Source organism: Phenylobacterium sp., assembly GCF_025934275.1.
Classification (GTDB): domain Bacteria; phylum Pseudomonadota; class Alphaproteobacteria; order Caulobacterales; family Caulobacteraceae; genus Phenylobacterium.
Genome location: NZ_JAICYI010000044.1, coordinates 1 through 14,236, shown reverse-complemented (window position 1 = coordinate 14,236; position 14,236 = coordinate 1). Strand labels below are relative to the sequence as shown.

14 protein-coding genes are annotated in these 14,236 nt (G+C 69.9%); 3 read left to right on the top strand and 11 right to left on the bottom strand.

Features of this window, described 5'->3' with window-relative positions; genetic code table 11:
• Positions 1 to 65: 65 nt before the first annotated feature.
• The 9 genes from Q0W60_RS12025 to Q0W60_RS11985 all read right to left on the bottom strand — a co-directional run bounded on the left by Q0W60_RS12025 (position 66) and on the right by Q0W60_RS11985 (position 8,262).
• Positions 66 to 1,442 (bottom strand): MmgE/PrpD family protein, encoded by a 1,377-nt coding sequence (locus Q0W60_RS12025; RefSeq protein WP_297695881.1) that lies wholly within the window; start codon positions 1,440 to 1,442, stop codon positions 66 to 68.
• A 93-nt stretch (positions 1,443 to 1,535) separates the two neighbouring features.
• Positions 1,536 to 2,669 carry a glycosyltransferase gene (locus tag Q0W60_RS12020; protein ID WP_297695879.1) on the bottom strand — a complete coding sequence of 378 codons (1,134 nt, stop codon included), beginning with the start codon at positions 2,667 to 2,669 and terminating at the stop codon, positions 1,536 to 1,538.
• Positions 2,666 to 3,433 (bottom strand): hypothetical protein, encoded by a 768-nt coding sequence (locus Q0W60_RS12015; RefSeq protein ID WP_297695877.1) that lies wholly within the window; start codon positions 3,431 to 3,433, stop codon positions 2,666 to 2,668. The genes Q0W60_RS12020 and Q0W60_RS12015 overlap by 4 nt, the downstream gene beginning before the upstream one ends.
• Positions 3,434 to 3,599: 166 nt before the next feature.
• Positions 3,600 to 4,811, bottom strand: coding sequence for an acyl-CoA dehydrogenase family protein (locus Q0W60_RS12010; RefSeq protein WP_297695875.1), 1,212 nt, complete (start codon positions 4,809 to 4,811; stop codon positions 3,600 to 3,602).
• An 11-nt stretch (positions 4,812 to 4,822) separates the two neighbouring features.
• Positions 4,823 to 5,731 carry a CoA ester lyase gene (locus Q0W60_RS12005; protein WP_297695874.1) on the bottom strand — a complete coding sequence of 303 codons (909 nt, stop codon included), beginning with the start codon at positions 5,729 to 5,731 and terminating at the stop codon, positions 4,823 to 4,825.
• A complete protein-coding gene (locus Q0W60_RS12000; RefSeq protein ID WP_297695873.1) occupies positions 5,728 to 6,975 on the bottom strand; it encodes a CoA transferase in 1,248 nt (415 codons plus the stop codon). The genes Q0W60_RS12005 and Q0W60_RS12000 overlap by 4 nt, the downstream gene beginning before the upstream one ends.
• A complete protein-coding gene (locus Q0W60_RS11995; protein ID WP_297695871.1) occupies positions 6,972 to 7,451 on the bottom strand; it encodes a MaoC family dehydratase in 480 nt (159 codons plus the stop codon). The genes Q0W60_RS12000 and Q0W60_RS11995 overlap by 4 nt, the downstream gene beginning before the upstream one ends.
• Positions 7,448 to 7,954 (bottom strand): MaoC family dehydratase, encoded by a 507-nt coding sequence (locus Q0W60_RS11990; protein ID WP_297695868.1) that lies wholly within the window; start codon positions 7,952 to 7,954, stop codon positions 7,448 to 7,450. Before Q0W60_RS11990 ends, Q0W60_RS11995 begins: the two co-directional genes overlap by 4 nt.
• 95 nt (positions 7,955 to 8,049) lie before the next feature.
• Positions 8,050 to 8,262 (bottom strand): hypothetical protein, encoded by a 213-nt coding sequence (locus tag Q0W60_RS11985; RefSeq protein ID WP_297695867.1) that lies wholly within the window; start codon positions 8,260 to 8,262, stop codon positions 8,050 to 8,052.
• 283 nt (positions 8,263 to 8,545) lie between these two features.
• Here Q0W60_RS11985 and Q0W60_RS11980 point away from each other — a divergent pair, with 283 nt between their 5' ends.
• The 3 genes from Q0W60_RS11980 (at position 8,546) to Q0W60_RS11970 (ending at position 11,214) form a co-directional block, all read left to right on the top strand.
• The gene (locus Q0W60_RS11980; RefSeq protein ID WP_297695865.1) at positions 8,546 to 8,755 is read left to right on the top strand and encodes a cold-shock protein; all 210 of its coding nucleotides are present in this window, start codon (positions 8,546 to 8,548) and stop codon (positions 8,753 to 8,755) included.
• A gap of 321 nt (positions 8,756 to 9,076) precedes the next feature.
• On the top strand, positions 9,077 to 10,450 hold the full coding sequence (locus tag Q0W60_RS11975; RefSeq protein ID WP_297695864.1) for a DEAD/DEAH box helicase: 1,374 nt from the start codon (positions 9,077 to 9,079) through the stop codon (positions 10,448 to 10,450).
• Between the two features lie 32 nt (positions 10,451 to 10,482).
• Entirely contained in the window at positions 10,483 to 11,214 is a 732-nt protein-coding gene (locus Q0W60_RS11970) for a transporter (RefSeq protein WP_297695862.1), read from the top strand.
• A 4-nt stretch (positions 11,215 to 11,218) separates the two neighbouring features.
• Here Q0W60_RS11970 and Q0W60_RS11965 read toward each other — a convergent pair whose 3' ends face one another.
• On the bottom strand, positions 11,219 to 12,214 hold the full coding sequence (locus tag Q0W60_RS11965) for a hypothetical protein (RefSeq protein ID WP_297695860.1): 996 nt from the start codon (positions 12,212 to 12,214) through the stop codon (positions 11,219 to 11,221).
• A 55-nt stretch (positions 12,215 to 12,269) separates the two neighbouring features.
• On the bottom strand, positions 12,270 to 14,108 hold the full coding sequence (locus tag Q0W60_RS11960; protein ID WP_297695858.1) for a PBP1A family penicillin-binding protein: 1,839 nt from the start codon (positions 14,106 to 14,108) through the stop codon (positions 12,270 to 12,272).
• Positions 14,109 to 14,236 lie beyond the last annotated feature (128 nt).

The following is a 14,236-nucleotide window of genomic DNA, read 5'->3' as shown; positions in this document are numbered from 1 at the left end:
GTCCAACGGCGCGGAAAGCCTGCCTGTTCCATCGTCCTGCGATGTATTTGGAGCGTTGCCTGCGCCTATGAACGGGGCCGGCAAAGGGCGATCAGCGCGGAAAGATCCGGCTGGCGCTCAAGGGTGCGGCAGAGCCCGATCGCCTGCTCGACGCGCTCGGGTCCGAGGGCGGGCGTCGCCAGATGCCGGAACTTGCGCTCGAGCTTCGCCTGCTGCGCCTCGAGGTCGCGCAGCGGCTGCGAGACGTCGCCGGTTCGCGAGATGGTGCGGCCGTCTTTGAGCGTGACCGACACTAGGCAGCCGCGGCCGGTCTGGCTGGGGTCGATCACGACCCTCTCGCGCAGGGCGACGAGGTCGGCGCGGCGGGCGATGGCGTCGCTGAACAGCGCCTCCTGGAAGGTGTCCTCGCCGGCCAGCGCGAGCGCGGTGGTCATGCGCAGCGAGAACTTGCATTCGAGCCCGGTCGCAGGCGCGGGGATGTTGCAGACGCCGAGGTGGCCGGCCGGGACCTTGACGCGCACGGCGGCGATGGCCTCGGGCGCGACGCCCTCCTCCAGACGGATGCGGTTGGCGGCCTCGATGGAGTCGTGGGTCAGATAGCAGGCCGCGTGGTACTTGAAGAGCGCGTCGACCACGCAGGGCGCCTCGCGGTCGGCGAGCCCGCCGGCCGGGTTCGGCGAGCTGGACTGGGTGTCGGCGAACCCCTGCGCCGAGGCCAGGACGTCGATGTCGCTGGTGAAGCCGCGGGCGGCCAAACGCGCGGCGAGGAGCCCGTTCTGCGCCGCCTTCCCGGGATGCAACGGCTTGGACATGGTTCCGAACACGCTCTTGAGGCCCGCGGCCTGCGTCCCGGCGAGGCCGTAGGCGTGCAGCAAGGCGTCGCCCGAGACGCCCAGCAGGCGACAGGCGGCCGCCGCCGCGCCGAAGGTCCCGAACGTGGCGGTGGCGTGCCAGCCCTTGGCGTAGTGCGAGGGGCCCATCAGCCTGGCGATGCGGCACTCGGCCTCGACGCCCTGGATGAACGCCTCCAGCGCAAGGGCCCCTGTGAGATCGCGCTGCTCCGACAGCGCGAAGACCACCGGCGCGACGGGCACGGTCGGGTGACCCATCGGCATGATCACGTCGTCGAAGTCGAGGGCGTGCCCCTGGGCGCCGTTGATCAGCACCGCGTCGTCGATGCGGCCCCGCCGGTCGTGGCCGAGAAGGGAGACGCCATCGGCCGCATCGGCGGGCGCCAGCTCCTCGATCAGGATGCGGACCAGCGGCTCCTGGCGCGCGGCGAGGCTCACGCCGATCCAGTCCAGCAGGCACTGCTTGGCGACGGTCAGGGCCTCGGCCGGCATTTCGGGAAGGCGCATGCCCGCGACCTTCTCGGCGAGCGCAGCCGTGACCGACTTCGCCGCCACCGCAGCGGGCTGTTCCAGGGTGATCGCCTCGGCCATGGCATCCTCCGTCGGCGGCCTGGACGTGAGGCTAGGCCCACCTGGGGAACGCGGCAATGAGATCGGGGGCCGGCCGCGCCTGGCCGGGACGGTCTAGCCGCGGGCGAGCAGCCCGGCCTGCGCGGCCGCGAGCCGGTTCTCCAGATCCTGGATCCGACGCTCCATGGCTTCGCGTTCGGACATCCACAGCCAGCGGCCGTCCTTGCGCAGGCGCGGCAGCGCCTCGTCGAGGAAGGCCAGCTCCGCGCGCCGCCGCGCCGCCGGATCGACCGGGTCCCGCCGCGCCGCCGCCATGGCGTCTTCGTAGAGACCTTCAAGGCGGTCGAGCGCCAGCTCCAGATTGGCGCTGGCGCGCAGGCTTTCCGAGACCGCGGCCGCGTCGGCGGCGTCGTAGCGCGCGATCTCCTGCGAGAGGGTCTCGGACGTCACCTCGCGCACCAGCGCGCGCAGGCCGAAGTTGAGCAATCGCAGCGGCTGCAGGCCTTCGCTCGTGAGCATCCCGGCCAGTCCGCGGGAGTCGCAGACCACCACCGCGCAGCCGGCGCAGGCGGCCTCCAGCGCCATGCGCGCGGTGGCGAACACGATGTCGTACTTGACCAGCTCGTGTTCCGGCGCCGCCACGGTGCGGCCGCCGCCCGCGCCCAGCACGTCGAGCTTGATGCCATGCCGATCGCAGGTCCGCTGCAACGCCGGAATGTGCGAAGGGCCCTTGGTGAAGGCGAGCGCCCTGCGCGGCGTCTCCGGGAGCGCCGCCGGCCGCTCCGGAATGCGGCGAAGGTCCACCGCGTTGAGCAGGATCTCGACCCTCTCCGGGGCCAGGCCCTCGGTGTGCACGAGCCGGTCCCGGACGGCCTGGTCGACGGCCACGTAGCGCCGGATCTGCGGGAACCTGACGGGACGCTCCTGCCAGTAGACCCAGGCGTGGCACATCTGCAGCGCTGGCGCGGCGGGGAAATGGAACAGCGCCTCGGCGGTCTGCACGAAGTGCTGGCCGTGGATCATCTCGGGCGGCTCGGCCACCTGGGCGAGATCGGAGACCGTCGCCACGCCCCGCGCCTCCAGCTCGGCGGCGGGCTCGCCAAGGTGCGGCGAATAGACGATCGGCCGCCAACCCCGGGCCAGCAGGCCCAGCGAGACGTCGCGGATCACGCTCTCGCTCCCGCCGCGGCGATCGAGCCAGACGTTGGTGAGCAGCACGGTGCGGCCTGGCCTGGAGGCGCGTGTCATGCGGGTTCGGCGGCCGCCTCGAGGCGCGCGCTCAAGCGCTCGACGATCGGAGCGACGTGACGCCAGCGCAGCACGTCCTTGTAGAGGCCCGCCGCGACGCGGTCTTCGCCGAAGCTCTCGTAGAGCGGCTTCGCGGCCGCCGAGGGGATCAACTCGGCGATCGGGCGCACCGCGTGCAGGGTCTCGTTCGCCAGGAACGTCATGCCGCCGTTGCGCACCACCTCGGCGACGTCGCCGGCGATCCCCGGGAAGGCCCGCGCCAGGGCGAGCTTGCGCGCCACCTCGGCCGCGGTCAGCTCTATGGCGAATTGCTGCGGTCCCGGCGGAGGCATCCCCGGGCCCTGCGGCACGACCGGATAGTCGCAGCAGGCGATCTCCCTGCCCAGGCGGCGCGACGCCATGGCGGCGGCGCTCCGCACCGTCAGGTGCCAGAGATCGTGCACCACGTTGTAGAGCTGCCAGGAGTCCACGACGACCTGCCGCGGCCGCCGACGCAGGAAGACTTCGGCCAGCGTCTCAGCCAATGTCACGAACGGCTCGGGCCGGCCGTCCATGGCCCAGCCATAGACCTCCCTGTCCAGGTGAGCCCCGAACACCGGACCGGACTCGGCGCCCAGGGTCCTTGCGAGCCGCTCGCTTGCCGCCACCCGGCTGCGGTCCGTCCCATTGCGGGAGCCCGTGGTCAAGACCAGCACCAGCGGCCGCTCGCGCTCGATCCAGGTGGAGAGCCGAAGCTCGTGGCCGGGGTGGGCAACGGCGAGCACGACGCCGTCGCCTCGCGGCGGCGCCGCCCCCGACCTCATCGATGATGCCACCATGCCCCGGTCCCCCGATCCCTTATCCTAAATGAATAATGAAAAGCCCGTACGTGGCTAGCCGTGGCCGCCGCAAGCGCCCGCTCCGAGGTCGCGTCGATCCGCCGCCCGGCGGTTAGTTGGAGCCGCGGATCGTGGGTTTGCCGAGCAGCGCGTCGGCGATGATGCGCTGCTGGATCTCCGAGGTGCCCTCGAAGATCTTGGTGAGGCGTGCGTCGCGCCAGTACCGCTCGACCGCGTGCAGGGTGGTGTAGCCCGCCCCGCCCAGGATCTGCAGCGCCTCGGAGGTCACCCGCTCGGCCATCTCGGCCGCGAACAGCTTCACCATCGAGGTTTCGATCCGCCCCGCGCGCCCGGCGTCGATCTCGTTGCAGACGTGGTGCATCAGCTGCCGGGCGGCCTGGATCTCCGTGGCCATGGTGGCGATCTTGAAGCGGATCGCTTGGAAGTCGGAGATCGGCTGGCCGAACTGCACGCGCTCCTTCGCATAGGCCATGGCGTCCTCCAGCGCCCCCTGGGCGAGGCCGATGGAGCGGGCGGCGGTGTGCGCGCGGGCGAGCGAAAGGCCGAAGGCGACCGAGCGGGCGGCGCGCCCCTCGCCTTCTCCCGAGGCGTACTCTGTCTTGCGCGCGGGCGCGCGCACCTGGTCGAAGCGAAGCTCCCACGTCTTCCAGCCGAAGTAGCCGATCTTGGGGATCGGCGCGCCGGTGCAGCCCGTCGGGAGCTCACCCTTCGGCTTCTCCACGGAGACCGAGACCGTGCCCGAGCCGCCGCCGTCGCCGCGCGGATCGATGCGGCAGAGCACCGAGATGAAATCCGCGCCGTCGGCGAAGGTGCACCAGTACTTCGATCCGGTGATCACCCATTCGTCGCCTTCTCGCCGGGCCAGGCACGAGACCGAGGACAGGTCCGAGCCTGTCGAGGGTTCCGAGAGCGACGCCGCGCCCAGATAGCGGCCCTGCGCCATCGCCCGGATCTTCGCCTCGCGCTCCGGCCCCTCGCCCGGGATCGAGCGGTAGAAGGAATTGCCGCGGGCGATGATCGAGGCGACGCTCATCCAGCCCCGCGCCAGCTCCTCGGCCACCAGGCAGTACTCGAAGGCTCCGAGCCCGAGGCCGCCCAGCTCCTGCGGGATCAGGATGCCGAAAAAACCCAGGTCGCCCATCTTCTCGATGAGCTCGCGCGGCATGTCGGCCTTCTGCGGATCGAGCCGGTTCGCGACGGGCAGCACCTCGGCGTGGGTGAAATCGCGGGCCAGATCGCGGATCATGACCCGCTCCGGCGTGAGGTAGCCTGGGTTGTCCAGCGCCGCGGCGTCGTCGGCCATCTCGAAGCTCCCTACATGCCGATCAGGTCGGCGCGGCGCACGGTGTTCATGACGATGCGGATCGAGGCGGCGTCGACCATGGTCCCGTTCACATTCACCGAGCCCAGACCTTCGGACAGCGCCTTGTCATAGGCGGCGGCAAGCTCGCGGGCGCGGGTCACCTCCCGCTCTGTGGGCGAGAAGGTCTCCAGGGCGGGGGCGATCTGGGCCGGGTGGATCGCCCACTTGCCGACGAACCCCAGCATGTGGGCGTACTTGGCCTCGCGCCGGTAGCCGTCCTCGTCGCGGAAGTTGGCGTAGGGCCCGTCCACCGGATCGAGGCCCGCCGCGCGCGCCGCCATGGCGATGCGGAAGCGGGGGTAATGGAAGATGTCGCCGGGATAGCCCTCGCTGCCCCAACCGCGCAGATTCATCTGCTGCGAGGCGGAATAGTCGCCCATGCCGAAGATCAGGCTCTCCATGCGCGGGCTGGCGGCGGCGATCGCCTCGACGTTCTGAAGCCCGCTCGTCTCCTCGATGAGCACCTCGATGCCGATGCGGCGGGCAAGCTTCAGTTTCTTCTCGAGCTGGTCGAGCATCAGCGAGACGAACTGCACGTCGGCTGCGGCCATGGCCTTGGTCAGCATGATCGTGTCGATGTTGTTTCCCGCGCCCTCGACCACCTCGATGATGTCCTCGAAGCACCACTCGGTGGTGACGTCGTTGACCCGCACGCAACGGGTCTTGCGGCCCCAGTCGAGCCCGTTCAGCGCCGCCACGATGGTCTTGCGCGCGCCGCGCTTCTCCGAGGGCGCGACGGCGTCCTCCAGGTCGAGGAAAACGTGGTCGGCGTCCGAGGCCGCCCCCTTCTGCAGCATCTTCTCGCTGACGCCCGGAACGGAAAGCTGGGAACGCCGCAGGCGCATCGGGCGGTCGGTCATGGTTCTTGGTCCTGTGGAATAGCCCTCGCCTTCTTCCAGCGGGCGATCTCGTCATCCGTCGCGCCGTGGGCCAGGAGGACGGCCTCGGTGTCAGCGCCGAGGTCGGGGCCGCGGCGGGAGACGACGGCCGGCGTCCTGGTGAACTTGATCGGCTGGCCGGCCAGACGCATAGGCTCGGGGAAGCCAGGGAAGTCCAGCGCCGGCAGCATGCCGCGGGCGGCGAAGTGCGAATCCGCGGCGATCTCGGCGACGTTCAGCACCGGCCCGAACGGGACGAGGCCCCCCAGCCGCCGCTGCAGCTCGGCCTTGGTGAAACCGCCGGTGAGCGCCGACAGCCGCGCGATCACCTCCGCGCGGTTCTGGGCGCGCGCCTTGGGCGTGGCGAACCGATCATCCTGCAGGATCTCGGGGGCGCCCAGCGCCTCGACGAGCGCGCGGAAGAAGTGGTCGTTGGGGCAGGCGAGCGCGACGAAGCCGTCTGCGGCCGGATAGACCCCGAACGGCAGCAGGAAAGGATGGTGGTTGCCCTCCGGCCCGGGGACCTGATGGCCGAAGGCGTTCTGATGGACGATCCGTTCGCAGACGCCCAGCACCGCATCGGCCATGCCGACATCGAGGAACTGACCCTCGCCGCTCGCCCGCGCGTGAAGCACAGCCGCGACGATCCCGAGCGCCGCGTAGAGGCCCGGGACGGTGTCGCCGACGCCGGGCCCGATCTTGATCGGTGTGCCGCCCGCGAGCCCGGTGATGCCCATCATCCCGCCCATCGCCTGCGCGACCACGTCGTAGGCCGGCCAATCTACGTAGGGGCTCTTGCCGGTGCGCGGATCGCCGAACCCGCGGATGGCGCAGTAGACCAGCTTCGGGTTGAGCCCGCTGAGCGTCTCGTAGCTGAGCCCGAACCGGTCCATCACGCCGGCGCGGAAGTTCTCCACCACGACGTCGAACTCAGGGACCAGCCGCTTCACGATCTCGACGCCCGCCGCCGATTTCAGGTCGACGGCGATGGATTTCTTGCCGCGGTTGATCGAATGGAAGTAGCCCGAATACCGGTGCTCCGGATCCGCTTCGTGGAACGGCCCTGAGCCGCGCGACAGGTCGCCGCCGGACAGCCCCTCCACCTTGACCACCTCGGCTCCGAGGTCGGCGAGCTGCTGGGTGCAGAAGGGGCCGGCCAGCGCCTGCGTGAAGTCGAGGACGCGAAGCCCCTGCAGGGGGCCGCTGGCTCTGCCGCCCTCGCTCAACGCTCGCCCCAGTGGCTGCGGCGCTTGATCAGCATCGTCCGCTCGCCCTGGAAGACGAGCTTGTCGTCCTGGTTGACGCCGTAGTGGCGGAAGGTGACGAGGCCCGCGTCCTCGCGCTCGGCGTCCTTTTTCTCGAGCACCTCCGAGTAGGCATAGATCGTGTCGCCGTGGACCACGGGATGCATCAGCCGGATGTTGTCCATGGCGAGCTCGGCCAGCGCGTTCTCGCCGCAGTCCTGCATGGCGAGCCCCATGGCGATCGAGAAGTTGACCCCGCCATAGGAAAGCCGCCCGCCATAGGGGCTCGTCTTCATGGCGTCCTCGTTGAAGTGCGCCTGGGCGGTGTTCATGACCAGGTTGGTGATCAGCACGTTCTCGAGGCCCTCGATGGTCTTGCCGCGGGCGTGCTTGATGACCTGGCCGAGGTCGAAATCTTCGAAGTAGTTGGCCTTGCCGGTGAGCTCAGAGAGCCTCATGCCGAGGCCTCCTGGGGAGTGGGATTGCGCAGCCGCACCAGGTTCGAGCGCTCGAAGTCGATCACCCGCTCGTCGCGCTGGTTGAAGCCCTCGGTGCGCCAGGTGACGATGCCGTTGCGGGGATTGCTGGCCGAAAGCCGCATGGCGGTCGTGGTCGAGCGGGCGACGAGGGTCTCGCCCGGATAGACTGGCCGCCACCAGGTGAGCTTGCCCACGCCCACGAACGGGCCGCCGATCTCGGAATTGTCCTCCACCGAGAGGCCGAGCACGGTGTTGAACACCAGCAGCGGATTGACCACCAGGTCCGGATGGCCGTGCGCCTCGGCGAAGGCGCGGTTGGAGTAGAGCGGATTGTAGCTGAGCGTCAGGGTGGTGAAGAGAAGGGTGTCGGACTCGGTGATCGTCCGCCCCCAATGGTGGATGCGCACCTCGCCCAGGGTGAAGTCCTCATAGAGGCGGCCCTTGGGCCAGAGCTTGGCCCGCTCGCGGAAATCCTCCGACATCCTGCCGTTTCGCCTTGGCGTTCGGGGATTCCAGAAATCACGGCGACGCGAGGCGGGCAACGCCCCAGGGCGCGAAGGAGGGATTTCGAGGGGGATCAGCCCGCGGGTTCGTAGAAGCCTTGCTCGCCGAACACCCGCACCTGGCAGGGGCGGCCGGAATCCTGAAGCTGGCGAACGCGTTTGTTGGCGGCGGCCTTGGCCACCTCCTTGTCGGATGAATGGCCGAAGTACTCGCCGTCGTGCTCCACGGCCCAGCGCCCGTCATGACGGACGACGGTGAAGATGGCCCGGTCGGCGGCGACGCGCATGACAGCATTCCCTTGCAGGCGGATCCAGGGCCCGCGGGCGCTGGTCCCATTTCGGGACGCCAAATATCAGAAAAAACAGCGGATGGGGGAGAATGTGCAAATAAAACTTGCCTCAGCGGCTCCCGGCGCCCATCTTCCCCCCATCGAATATCGCCTAGGATCGCCTGCCTTCCGGTTGGAACTTCAGAATTCCGGCTCGGGATCCGCCTTCGACCCTCTCCGAAAATTTGATCTCCGCGCCCACTGTGGGCCCGTGAGTACTACGTCCGGAAAGGGACAATCTATGACGACCGGCACAGTCAAGTGGTTCAACGGCCAGAAGGGCTTCGGCTTCATCCAGCCCGACGACGGCGGCAGCGACGTCTTCGTTCACATCTCGGCCGTGGAACGCGCCGGCCTGGCTTCGCTTCACGAAGGCCAGAAGGTCAGCTTCGAGCTACAGAAAGATCCGCGCAGCGGCAAGAACGCCGCGGCCAACCTGCAGGCCAGCTGATCCGCCAAGACGAAGGGTCGGCTCGTCCGGCCCTTCACTCTCTTCCGCTCGCATCGGCGCCGAAAGCACAGCGGCGCGGCCAAATGGCCTGGCTGGGTTGACTTCAGCGTCGCCATTGCCGATGTGAGCAGCGCGCGGCGATAGCCGCCGCGCCTTCGGCGCTCCAGCCGCGTGGGGCCGCGACGTGCGGCCCAGCCTGTCGAGCGCAGTGGTTTCCCCACCGATCGCCCATCACGCGGGGCGCTCCCAACAGACCCCGCGCCGACGCGGCCCTCGACGATCGAGCGGCCGCGCAACGTGCGCCTACCCGAAAGATCAAGATTGACCCAATTCATCGACCTTGGCCTGGCCAAGCCGCTTCTCAAGGCGCTGGCCGACGAAGGCTACCAGACGCCCACGCCGATCCAGGCGCAGGCGATCCCCGGCGTCCTGGCCGGCCGTGACCTTCTGGGCATCGCCCAGACCGGCACCGGCAAGACCGCCGCCTTTGCGCTTCCCATCCTGCACCGGCTCGCCGCCGACCGCCGGCAACCGCCGCGCCGCTCGGCCCGCGTCCTGGTCCTCTCACCGACCCGCGAACTCGCCACCCAGATCGGCGAGAGCTTCAGGACCTATGGCCGTCACCTCGGCGTCACCGTCGCGGTGGTGTTCGGCGGCGTGAAGTACGGCGCCCAGATGCGCGCGTTGGCCCCCGGCATCGACGTGCTCGTCGCCACGCCTGGACGGCTCCTCGATCACCTGCAGGAGAAGACCATCAATCTGGACGGGATCGAGACCTTCGTCCTCGACGAGGCCGACCAGATGCTGGACATGGGCTTCATCCAACCGATCCGCCGGATCGTGAAGCACCTGCCGCGCAACCGGCAGAACCTGTTCTTCTCGGCGACCATGCCGGGCGAGATCGAGGCCCTGACGGGCGAGATCCTCAACCCCAACCCGCTGAAGGTCTCGGTGGCGCCGCAGGCCACCACCGTGGAGAAGGTGAACCAGCGCGTGCTGTTCGTGGAGCAGGTGCGCAAGCGGGCCCTGCTCGCCGAGCTGTTCGACGACGGGAGCTTCACGCGCGTCATCGTCTTCACCCGCACCAAGCGCGGCGCCGATCGCGTGGCGCGCGGTCTGGAGCAGGCGGGAGTCGAGGCAGCCGCCATCCACGGCGACAAGAGCCAGGGCCAGCGCGAGCGGGCGCTGGCCGCGTTCAAGGCCGGCGAGGTGCGCGCGCTGGTCGCCACCGACATCGCCGCGCGCGGCATCGACATCGAGGCGGTGAGCCACGTGGTGCAGTTCGAGCTGCCGAATGTGCCGGAAGCCTATGTGCACCGGATCGGGCGCACCGCGCGCGCCGGCGCCGATGGTTCGGCCGTGGCCTTCTGCGCCGACGACGAGCGGAGCCTGCTGAAGGATATCGAGAAGGTGACGCGCCAGCGGATCCCTTCCTTCGACCGGCGCAACGACCGACACCTGGGCGCGGCCACCGCGGTCCTGCCCGACACCGGCAAGACGGAACGCTCCGCCCAGCCGCACCGGACGAGCCACAAGCCGAGGCCGAACCGCAACCATGCCCCGGCCAAGCCCGGTCACCGCCACGACGGCGGCCCGCCCCGCTTGGACGAGGCCCGGCCGCAACGCAGCGGCTTCAAGGGCCCGCGCCGCGGCGGCCGCTCGAACGCCCGGCCGGGCGTCTGGTCGAACCGCTAGAAGCGACGGACCTTTCATGAGACAGGCGGGGCGTGACGCCTCGCCTCCTTCTCGCGGCCCTTCTCGCCGCCCTCGCCACGCCCGCCTTGGCCGGTCCGCCATTCGTCACCGACGATCCTGAGCCGACCGACCTCGGCCATTGGGAGATCTACAACTTCGTCGCCGGCTCACACACGCCGGGCGTGACCGCAGGCGAAGCCGGGCTCGACCTCAACTATGGGGCCGCGAAGGACCTGCAGCTCACCCTGGTGATCCCGACCGGCTGGGAGGACGCGGACAGGCTCCGCGTCGGCATGGGAACCGTCGAGGCCGCGGCCAAGCTGAAGGTGCTGCACCAGAGGGAGGGCTCCTGGAGGCCGGACGTTGCGGTCTTCCCGCGATTCTTCCTGCCGACGGCCGGCGCGCGCTTCGGATCGGACCGGCTCGGGATCCTGCTGCCGGTCTGGTTGGGGAAGGACGTCGGCAAATGGTCGGTGTTCGGGGGCGGCGGCTACGAGATCAATCGGGGACCCGGAAGCCGCGACTTCTGGCAGACCGGCCTGGCCGTGACGCGCACGCTCAGCGATCGCCTGACCATCGGGGCCGAGGTCTATCGCCACACCCGTGACACCGATGACGGCCGCGACTTCACCGGCACGAACGTCGGCGTGATCTACAAGCTCCTGGACCACTGGTCGCTGCTCGCGGCGGCCGGCCCCGGCATCCAGAACCCGCGCGACGAGGGCCGCTACGCCTTCTACCTCGCGCTGGAGGCGACCTACTGAGCCCTCAGCGGCCCACAACCAGCATGTGGAAGGTGCCTGGCACGGTGGCGAAGCGGCCGTTGGCGACAGTATATTCCGCGCTCGGCAGATAGATGCGGCCTGTGCGTTCGTCCACCGCCAGCGTGCGGGCGCCCTTCTGCGTCGGCACCGTCTGGATGATGCGGCCCTTGCCCTTCTCGATCGCGATCACCGAGAGCGTGCCGTCGCGGCCGGCGGGGGTGAAGGCAAGATGGCGGGCCGGGTCATAGACCACGCCGTCGGCGCCCTGGCCGGTGGGAAGCGTCTGCACCACCTCGCCCTTGCCGGGATCGACGAAGGCGGTGACGCCCTGGCAGGCCACGATCAGCAGCTTGTCCTGAGCGTCATAGGCGCTGCCGGTCGGCCCTTGGCAGCCGGTCAGCGGGATCTTGCGGACGAGCTTGCGGCCCGCGATGTCGATCACCGCGACCTCGGCCGAGCTCTCGATATTGACGAACCCCAGGCCCTTGCCGTCCACCGAGGCCTCTTCGAGCGTGCCGCCGATGGTGATCGAGCCGGCCGCCTTGCGGGTCTTTGGATCGACGAGGGTCACCTCGCCGCCCGCGTGATCCATCACCAGCACCAGGCCCGAACGGGCATCGAAGGTCGCCGCGTCCGGGCCCTTGCCGACCGGCACTGCGCCCAGCGCCTGACCGCTTCGGGCGTCGGCGAACACGGCGGTGTTGTCGCCGCCGTTGGTGACCAGGATCTCGCGGCCGCCCTCCACCGGCAGCGCCACATGCTCGCGGGCCCCCGGAGCGAGCCCCTCGATGAGCTTGTTGGTCTTCAGGTCAAGGGCCATGACCGAGGAGCCTCGGGTGACGAACACCCGGTCGACCGCCGGATCGACCCGCACGTAGTCCCAGCCGCCGTCCGGACCCGCGATTCTGTCGAGCACGCGGTAACCCGCCGCCTGCCCCGCCGCGCCCTGCGCGACGGCCGCAAACAGAACCGCCGCAACACCGATCACAACACCTCGCACGGCGCGCCTCCTCCAACGGACTTGGCGGCAGCATGCAACGAAGCCGGCCCGGTTCCTAGCTCGGGGTGACGGTGGGGGCGGCTACCGGCGCCGGCGCCGCGGGATTGGCCGGAGCGCCGGGCGCCGAGGCCGGGATCGCCGTGTTGTCGAGCGGGGGGGCCGGCGGCGGCGGGCCGGGCGGGATCGGCTTGGCCGGCACGCGCTTCAGAGCGCGGACCATGTAGGCATGCCACATCTCGGCCGGCGCCATGCCGCCGGTGATCCGGCGCATCGGCTGGTTGTCGTCGCGGCCCATCCAGACGACGGTCGTGAAGTCGCCGGTGAAGCCGCAGAACCAGGCGTCCTGGGAATCCTGGGTGGTGCCGGTCTTGCCGGCGATGTCGTACCCCGGGATCGCAGCCCTGGTTCCGGTGCCGTAGGCGACCACCGCGTGCAGCATGCGGTTGAGCTCGGAGAGCGCGGGGTTGCCGATCACGCCGGGCTGCGGCGTGAGGGCGTGCTGGTAGAGGAGTCGGCCCGAGGCCGTGCGGATGCGCGACAGCCCCCAGGCCCTCACCTGGTAACCGCCGTTGGAGAACGCCGCGTAGGCCTGCGCCATCTGCAGCGGCGTGACCTCGCTGGTGCCCAGCGCCATGGCGGGATCGGTCGAGATTTCGGTTTCGATGCCGAGCCGCCGCGCGGTGGCGGCGACGTTGTCCCGGCCGATCTCGTCAGCGAGCCGCGCGGCGACCGTGTTGATCGAGTGCGCCAGCGCCCGCTCCAGCGTCACCGGGCCCTCGTAGCCCTCCTCGTAGTTCTTCGGCGACCAGCCGTTGATGGTGACCGGCTCGTCGACGACCACCATGTCCGGCGTGCGGCCCGCTTCCATCGCGGTCAGATAGACGAACGGCTTCCAGGACGAACCGGCCTGCCGCCGGGCGTCGACGGCGCGGTTGTAGGGCGCGCTCTGGTGGTCAATCCCGCCGAGCAGCGCCCAGACCCGGCCCGCGCCGTCGACCGAGACCAGGGCGGCCTGTTGGATCTTCGCGGTCTTATAGCGGGCGATGGTGGAGCGGGCGGCGGTTTCGGCGGCTTCCTCCATCGGCAGGTCGAGGGTCGTCTCGACCACGAGATCCTGCGTCACGCGGGGGACCATCTGGCGCACCTGGGCGTCCATCCAGTCCACGAAGTATTGCGCCCCGTCGGTGGGGGCGGTCGTGAAGATGTGCGGCCGCTCGGCGAGGGCGCGGGCGTATTGCGCCCGGCTGATCGCGCCGGTCTCCAGCATCGCGGCGAGAACGAGCTTGGAGCGGTCGAGCGCCGCCTCGGGCTCGATCGCAGGATCGTAATGCGTAGGCGACTTCATCACCCCGGCGAGGATCGCGGCCTCGCGCACCGTCAGACGCGCGGCGGGCTTGCCGAAATAGCGCTGGGCGGCGGCCTCGAGCCCCCACGCGCCGGAGCCGAAGTTCGCCCGGCTCAGGTAGAGCCCCAGGATCTGCCGCTTCGAATAGGTGCGCTCAAGCTGGACGGCGTACACCAGCTCGGTCGCCTTGCGCTCAACGGTCTTGTCGGTCGACAGGAACAGGTCGCGGGCCAGTTGCTGGGTGATGGTCGAGGCTCCTTGCGCCATTCGACCCTTGGTGACGTCGGCGACCAGCGCGCGGGCGATGCCCACGGGATCGATGCCCTCGTGCTCGTAGAAGCGGCGGTCCTCGATGGCGACGAAAGCAGCCGGCACGTAGCCCGGCAGGCGCGCGACATCCACGGGCGGGGCGAAGCGGCCGCCGCGCACGCCGATGACCTGGCCCGAGCGGTCGACATAGGTGACCTGCGGATCGCGCCGGATCGGCGGAAGCTGCGGCAGTTCAGGCGCTTGGGCGAACAGGGAGGCCGCGATGGCTAGGGCGATCACGCGTCAGGCTCCTCGGGGCGCCCCCAGCGCCGAAACGGTTTTGCCTGCTTCGCCTAGACTGAAAAAGATAATTCCGCGTAATCCGCGCCCGGCGCGGCGAGAGGCCGCGAGGCTCAGCGACGCTTGGC

Coding starts and splice junctions, on each gene's coding strand:
- Q0W60_RS11980 (WP_297695865.1), top strand. CDS start 8,546: ATGACGACCGGCACAGTCAAGTGGTTCAACGGCCAGAAGGGCTTCGGC.
- Q0W60_RS12020 (WP_297695879.1), bottom strand. CDS start 2,669: ATGACACGCGCCTCCAGGCCAGGCCGCACCGTGCTGCTCACCAACGTC.
- Q0W60_RS12005 (WP_297695874.1), bottom strand. CDS start 5,731: ATGACCGACCGCCCGATGCGCCTGCGGCGTTCCCAGCTTTCCGTTCCG.
- Q0W60_RS12010 (WP_297695875.1), bottom strand. CDS start 4,811: ATGGCCGACGACGCCGCGGCGCTGGACAACCCAGGCTACCTCACGCCG.
- Q0W60_RS12025 (WP_297695881.1), bottom strand. CDS start 1,442: ATGGCCGAGGCGATCACCCTGGAACAGCCCGCTGCGGTGGCGGCGAAG.
- Q0W60_RS11985 (WP_297695867.1), bottom strand. CDS start 8,262: ATGCGCGTCGCCGCCGACCGGGCCATCTTCACCGTCGTCCGTCATGAC.
- Q0W60_RS11995 (WP_297695871.1), bottom strand. CDS start 7,451: ATGAGGCTCTCTGAGCTCACCGGCAAGGCCAACTACTTCGAAGATTTC.
- Q0W60_RS11990 (WP_297695868.1), bottom strand. CDS start 7,954: ATGTCGGAGGATTTCCGCGAGCGGGCCAAGCTCTGGCCCAAGGGCCGC.